At 28.5% G+C, this 6,295-nt stretch carries 4 protein-coding genes, 3 tRNA genes and 1 other annotated feature; of the genes, 2 read left to right on the top strand and 5 right to left on the bottom strand.

Annotated features, from left to right (window positions below):
• Nucleotides 1-634 precede the first annotated feature (634 nt).
• Nucleotides 635-1,651 carry a DUF5050 domain-containing protein gene (locus GXK56_RS27380; RefSeq protein WP_160693456.1) on the top strand — a complete coding sequence of 339 codons (1,017 nt, stop codon included), beginning with the start codon at nt 635-637 and terminating at the stop codon, nt 1,649-1,651.
• A gap of 157 nt (nt 1,652-1,808) precedes the next feature.
• On the opposite strand, the gene murD is transcribed toward GXK56_RS27380, so the two are convergent.
• The 3 genes from murD to GXK56_RS27365 all read right to left on the bottom strand — a co-directional run bounded on the left by murD (nt 1,809) and on the right by GXK56_RS27365 (nt 5,120).
• Complete coding sequence (murD, locus tag GXK56_RS27375; protein ID WP_160693454.1) at nt 1,809-3,185, bottom strand: UDP-N-acetylmuramoyl-L-alanine--D-glutamate ligase; 1,377 nt, start codon at nt 3,183-3,185, stop codon at nt 1,809-1,811.
• 165 nt (nt 3,186-3,350) lie between these two features.
• Nucleotides 3,351-4,742: a glycine--tRNA ligase gene (locus GXK56_RS27370; protein ID WP_160693452.1), complete on the bottom strand. Its 1,392-nt coding sequence runs from the start codon at nt 4,740-4,742 to the stop codon at nt 3,351-3,353.
• 51 nt (nt 4,743-4,793) lie between these two features.
• Nucleotides 4,794-4,968 (bottom strand) — a binding site (T-box leader).
• A 77-nt stretch (nt 4,969-5,045) separates the two neighbouring features.
• Nucleotides 5,046-5,120 (bottom strand) — tRNA-Asn (locus GXK56_RS27365).
• 139 nt (nt 5,121-5,259) lie between these two features.
• Between GXK56_RS27365 and GXK56_RS27360 the strand changes: the two genes are divergently transcribed.
• Nucleotides 5,260-5,589: a single-stranded DNA-binding protein gene (locus GXK56_RS27360; protein WP_160693450.1), complete on the top strand. Its 330-nt coding sequence runs from the start codon at nt 5,260-5,262 to the stop codon at nt 5,587-5,589.
• Between the two features lie 101 nt (nt 5,590-5,690).
• Here the strand turns inward: GXK56_RS27360 and GXK56_RS27355 are convergent.
• Nucleotides 5,691-5,765 (bottom strand) — tRNA-Asn (locus GXK56_RS27355).
• A 286-nt stretch (nt 5,766-6,051) separates the two neighbouring features.
• Nucleotides 6,052-6,126: transfer RNA gene (locus tag GXK56_RS27350), tRNA-Asn, on the bottom strand.
• Nucleotides 6,127-6,295 lie beyond the last annotated feature (169 nt).

Genomic DNA, 6,295 nt, shown 5'->3' with positions numbered 1-6,295 from the left:
AATTGCTGGTTTACTTAAATGTATTTATCTTATTCTGTTCAATTTTCAAAGATCTCACTGCGTCTCTCGACTGCTTTATTATGATAACATCCTTAGAACTTCTTGTCAACATTTATTTTTTATAAATATTTAGATATTTTCTAATACGCTTCTCATTTCTTTATGTCACTTTCGCGACAACGAATATTATAGTATCATGTTTTTTCTAATCAATTAATATATTATTGTTGATTTGACTGAATTATCTCATTCTATTGCAGTTTTTCTGCTTAATTCACTATAATATTTAGCTTGATACACCTGGAAAAGTTGATTTTAGAAAAGTTCAAAATTTATAAGAACTCTATAAAATAGCACTTGTTTACTTTACTCTTATACTAATTTATTTTAATATTAATATAGGTTTTATTTTGCATATTAATTACTATATTTATTATTTTTATTAAATTAATCATATACTCTATGTATTTAATTATTAATAACAACATATGATAACCAATTTAATATATATGTTCCAAGTTAAACAAACTACATCACATTTACTTATTGTATACATTTTATGCAGTGAAATAATTTGCACTATAAAATATATGATAATATTTATATACAATTTAATTTTAGGGAGATTTTAATAATGAATAAAAAAATATTATATCTATTATTATCACTTGCCATATTTTTATTTACTGGTTGCGCAAATACTTCTAAAACCTCTACAAATTCAACTGCTTCTAATAATACTTTAGGTTCATCAACTCAAGCAACCTCTGATTTATCTACTGTTAACCAAGCAAATACATTGATTTTAAGCGATAATTCATCATATTTTTGCCCCTTTGTTTTTAACGGAAACAACTTGATATTTCCTAACCCAGATGAAAATAACAGAATTTCAATAATTCCTGATCCATTGCCAGAGAACATTCTAGAAAGTAAAGCTGTAAAAGATTTTGCAGAATACTCCGCTGATAATATTTCTTTAATTGATGATATAGTTTATTTTTCTGATGGAGTAAATAACAACGCATTAAGTTCTCTAAAACTTACTAATAAAACCTACACAAAATTAACAACTCATTCAGTAAACAACTTGATTTCTGTTAATACAGATTTGTTCTATACGAACAAAGATGATAATAATAAAGTTTATAAATTTGATACTTTAAACTCTAATTCTATGTTGGTATGTCCAGATAATGTAGGTTCATTTATAATAAACGGAGACTTCATCATATATCAAAACCTGAGCGATAATTCGAAATTATATTCAATAAAAACTGATGGGACAAATAAACAAAAACTTACCGACTACACAGCTAATAGTTTTGTAGTATATGAAGGTCAGTTGCTTTTCTTTAATTCTTCAGACAATAATAATTTATATTCAATCGATCCTTCTGATTTGTCTTCTAAAAGAATTTACATAATGAATGGATTCAAGTTAAAAATTATTAATAAATCATTATATTTTATTAACGGAGATGATTCTAATAATTTATATTCACTATCAGTAGATCTCAAAAATTTAACTGCAACATATAAATCTGAAATCACTCAAGGAATTAATGATTATTATTTAACAACCAAGGGCATTTTTTATAGCCCAAGCATTAATGTAAATAACATCTATTACAAAAAAATATCTGCATAACTTCAAATAACAAAAGGATATATAAAATCAGATGTTCTAATTTTATATATCCTTCTTTGTACTTTAATGACTCAACTATACCCTTCACTTTATTACAAATAACCTCCAAATATATACTTGAGTAATTAAACTTATATTGTAGAAGTGTTATTAATATTTACAAGCTATTTACTATATCTTTAAATTCATTTCCTCTAACCATAAAATTCGGATACATATCAAATGACGCACATGCTGGAGACAGTGTTATAATATCACCTTCTACTGCATTATCCTTAGCTATATTTACAGCATTTTTTAATGATTCAGCTATTTTTATATTAACTTTTACACCTTTTTCTTCATATAACTTATCAAAAACATCTTTTATTTTTTCTTTTGTTGCTCCAATAAGAATTAATTCCTTTATATAAGGATACCCTTCATATGCTAAAGGTTCAAAAGGTATATGTTTATCATATCCTCCTGCAATTAATATCACTTTCTCATCAAAGGCTTTAAGACCTGCTAAAGTTCTTGTTGGACTTGAAGCAATGGAATCATTATAGTATTTTACTCCACCTATTTCTCTTACAAGTTCACATCTATGTTCAACACCTTTGAAAGTCTCCGCAACTTTCTTCATTGTTTCTATAGATACATCATCCTTAGTTGATATAAATGCAGCAAGATAATTTTCAACATTATGCATACCCTTAATTACAATATCTTCTTTTTTACAAACTTCTTTTCCTTCTAGATAAAGAATTCCATCACTATAATATGCTCCATCACTTATTTCTCTCTTCGAACTAAATTCTCTAACAATTCCCTTTGCTTCTTTCTTAAATTCATAAGTAATTTCATTTTCCCTATTTATAACTAAAACACTATTGGAATTTTGATATAAGAATATATTTTTCTTTGCGTCTATATATTCCTGCATATCCTTATGCATATCTAAATGATTCGGAGCCAAATTAGTACATATTGCAATATCTATATTATCAGTCATAGTCATAAGTTGAAAACTTGATAACTCCAATACTACTCTATCTTCTTCCTTTATACTTTCTATTTGTGAAAATAATGGAGTTCCTATATTTCCACCAACCCAAGTTTTATACCCTTGCTCTTCTAATAATTTAGAAATAATAGTTGTTGTTGTTGTTTTACCATCACTACCTGTTATTCCATATATTTTTCCTTTAGTATATCTTACAAACTCCTCCATTTCAGAAGTAATGTATGCACCCTCATTTTTAGCTTTTACTAATGCATCACTATCGATTCTCATAGATGGAGTTTTAAATACAACTTCAAATCCAGTAAGGTTATTTAAATAACCTTCTCCAAGTTCTAACTTAACACCTTTTCTATCAAAATCTTCTCCCACGTCTCCTAATTCTTCTTTAGTTTTTTGATCAAAAGCCGTAACTACTGCCCCTAAATCTAACAAGAAATTTATTAATGGAATATTACTTACTCCGATACCAACAACTGCAACCTTTTTATTTGAAATAAATTGCTTAAACTCCTTAAAGTCTTTTCCCATTTCAATCCTCCAAATTAAAATTATTTATATGATTATTTTATATTCTTCCTAAATTCAATTATAGCACTATAAAAATATTCATTCTATACAAATACCGTATTGTTTGTAATTATAAAAACAACAAAATACAACCCACTGACAATTATTCAATGGGTTGTATTTTTATTAAAATTCCAAACTTTTTTCTATATACTTTTCTAATTCGCTTATTTGAATTCTTTCTTGTTCCATAGTGTCTCTGTTTCTAATAGTAACAGCCCCATCTTCTAATGTTTCAAAATCAATTGTTATACAGTAAGGTGTTCCTATTTCATCTTGTCTTCTATATCTCTTTCCTATACTTCCAGTTTCATCGAAATCAAGATTGAACTTCTTGCTTAATTCTGCATAAACATCTAAAGCTTTTTCTGAAAGCTTTTTAGAAAGAGGTAAAATAGCTGCTTTAAATGGAGCTAATGCTGGATGTAAATGCATTACTGTTCTAACATCTCCGTCTTCTAATTCTTCTTCATCATAAGCTTCGATTAAGAATGCTAAGGCAACTCTATCAGCTCCTAATGATGGTTCTATAACATATGGTATATATTTTTCATTAGTTGTTTGGTCTAAATAACTTAAATCTTGACCAGAATGCTCTTGGTGCTTTGTCAAATCATAGTCAGTTCTATCTGCTATTCCCCATAGTTCACCCCATCCAAATGGGAATAAGTATTCTATATCTGAAGTTGCATTTGAATAGAATGATAATTCTTCTTCTCCATGATCTCTCATTCTTAGATTTTCTGGTTTCACACTTAAGTTAAGTAAGAAATTCCAGCAATAATCCTTCCAGTATTTATGCCATTCTAAATCTGTTCCTGGTTTACAGAAAAATTCTAATTCCATTTGTTCGAATTCTCTTGTTCTAAATGTAAAATTCCCAGGAGTAATTTCATTTCTAAAAGATTTTCCTATTTGAGCTATACCAAATGGTACTTTTTTTCTTGAAGTTCTTTGTACAGCTTTAAAGTTAACAAATATACCTTGTGCAGTTTCAGGTCTTAAATAAATTTCTGCCTTTGAATCTTCAGTAACACCTTGGAATGTTTTAAACATAAGATTAAACTTTCTTATATCTGTATAATTCATCTTTCCACATTTAGGACAAACTATATTATTGCTTTCAATGTACTCTTTTAATTGTTCATTAGTCCATCCATCAGCGCTTGCTACTTCTGCACCATTTTCTGTCATGTGATCTTCAACTATCTTATCAGCTCTGAATCTTGCTCTACATTCCTTACAATCCATTAATGGGTCTGAGAATCCACCAACGTGACCTGACGCAACCCAAACTTCTCTATTCATTAAAATTGCAGAATCCAATCCAACATTATAAGGACTTTCTTGAACGAATTTTTTCCACCATGCCTTTTTTACATTATTTTTAAATTCTACTCCCAATGGACCGTAATCCCACGAATTAGCTAATCCGCCATATATATCTGATCCTGGGAATACAAATCCTCTGTTTTTACAAAGTGCTACAATCTTATCCATTGTTTTTTCTACTGCCATTATTTATCCCTCCAAATACATTTTTATAAAATAAAAAAAGCCTTAAAACCACAAAGGGACGAAATTTACTTCCGCGGTTCCACCCTTCTTGGCTTAAGCCCATCTTTATTCTTTAAACTCTTCTACACTCAAAAGCGCCCTTCGCTTTAAATCAATAATGATTTGCACCAAACATCATCTCTCTATAATTGATTTATAAACTACTCTTCTTCATCTACGTGTAATATTTAATTGATAAATTAATTTTAACAAAATCATCTTATATGTCAAGATTAAAAATACTTCTAAAAAAATATAAAAAAATGGCTCCGCGAAGAGGACTCGAACCTCCAACCTATCGGTTAACAGCCGAGTGCTCCACCATTGAGCTATCGCGGAACGTCATTACTTTTACTATTATATCAGCTTTTTCTAATTATGCAACCCTATTTTTTATTTTTTATTTTTTATTTTTTAATCGAATACGAATAGATGTTTCTGTCTAGACTTAAAACAAATAATTTTCAGGAGGTAATATATGAATAAAGTATATTTAATAGGCAGAGTAACTAAGGATTTAGAAGTTCAACACTACGGATCTAATGAAAGGAGTTATGTAAAATTCACTTTAGCAGTAGATGAATATAATCCCACAACAAAGGAAAAATCAGCAAACTTTATAAATATCGTTGCTTTTGATAGAAAGGCTGAAATACTTTCTCAGTATATATCAAAAGGTTATAAATTATCTATACAAGGAAAACTTAGAACAGGAATCTATCTAGATAAACATAACGAAAAAAAGTATACAGTAGACATAATTCTAGACGACTTTGACTTTATTGATAACAAGCCAAATGTTATATAAGTTTGAAACTTTTATTTACTCTATTGATTTTTAACATAAAAAGGGTGGAAATAAATTCCACCCTAAACAATTCTATCTGCTTATATTAAAATATAAAAAAATGGCTCCGCGAAGAGGGCTCGAACCTCCAACCTATCGGTTAACAGCCGAGTGCTCCACCATTGAGCTATCGCGGAACGTCATTACTTTTACTATTATATCAGTTTTTATTAATTATGCAACCCTATTTATTAAAAAATTTTAAAAATATTATTATTCTTTTGCTTTTTCTTAAATTAACCACAACCTAACCCCATTGTATCTATTAAATTCATATCAAATATTCTTAACACAAATTCAAAAGTTATATATGTAACTTTTAAATATCGCACAAAATAAAAAAAGCTGTAGTAGATATATATATAATCTCACTACAACTTTACATTTCTAAATTATCGTTAATATTAAAAAATTATAAAAAAATGGCTCCGCGAAGAGGGCTCGAACCTCCAACCTATCGGTTAACAGCCGAGTGCTCCACCATTGAGCTATCGCGGAACGTCATTACTTTTACTATTATATCAGCTTTTTCTAATTATGCAACCCTTTTTTGTAAAAAATTTAATTTTTTTATATTTTTATTATATATGTGACAGTATTAAAATCCAAAAGGGGAGTGTCGCAAAATGATTAAATTTTAATCAGAAGAGATACTCCTTTTCGGTTT

It is taken from the genome of Clostridium sp. C2-6-12, assembly GCF_009928485.1.
Classification (GTDB): Bacteria; Bacillota; Clostridia; order Clostridiales; family Clostridiaceae; genus Clostridium.
This window is presented reverse-complemented; position numbering and strand designations above follow the sequence as displayed.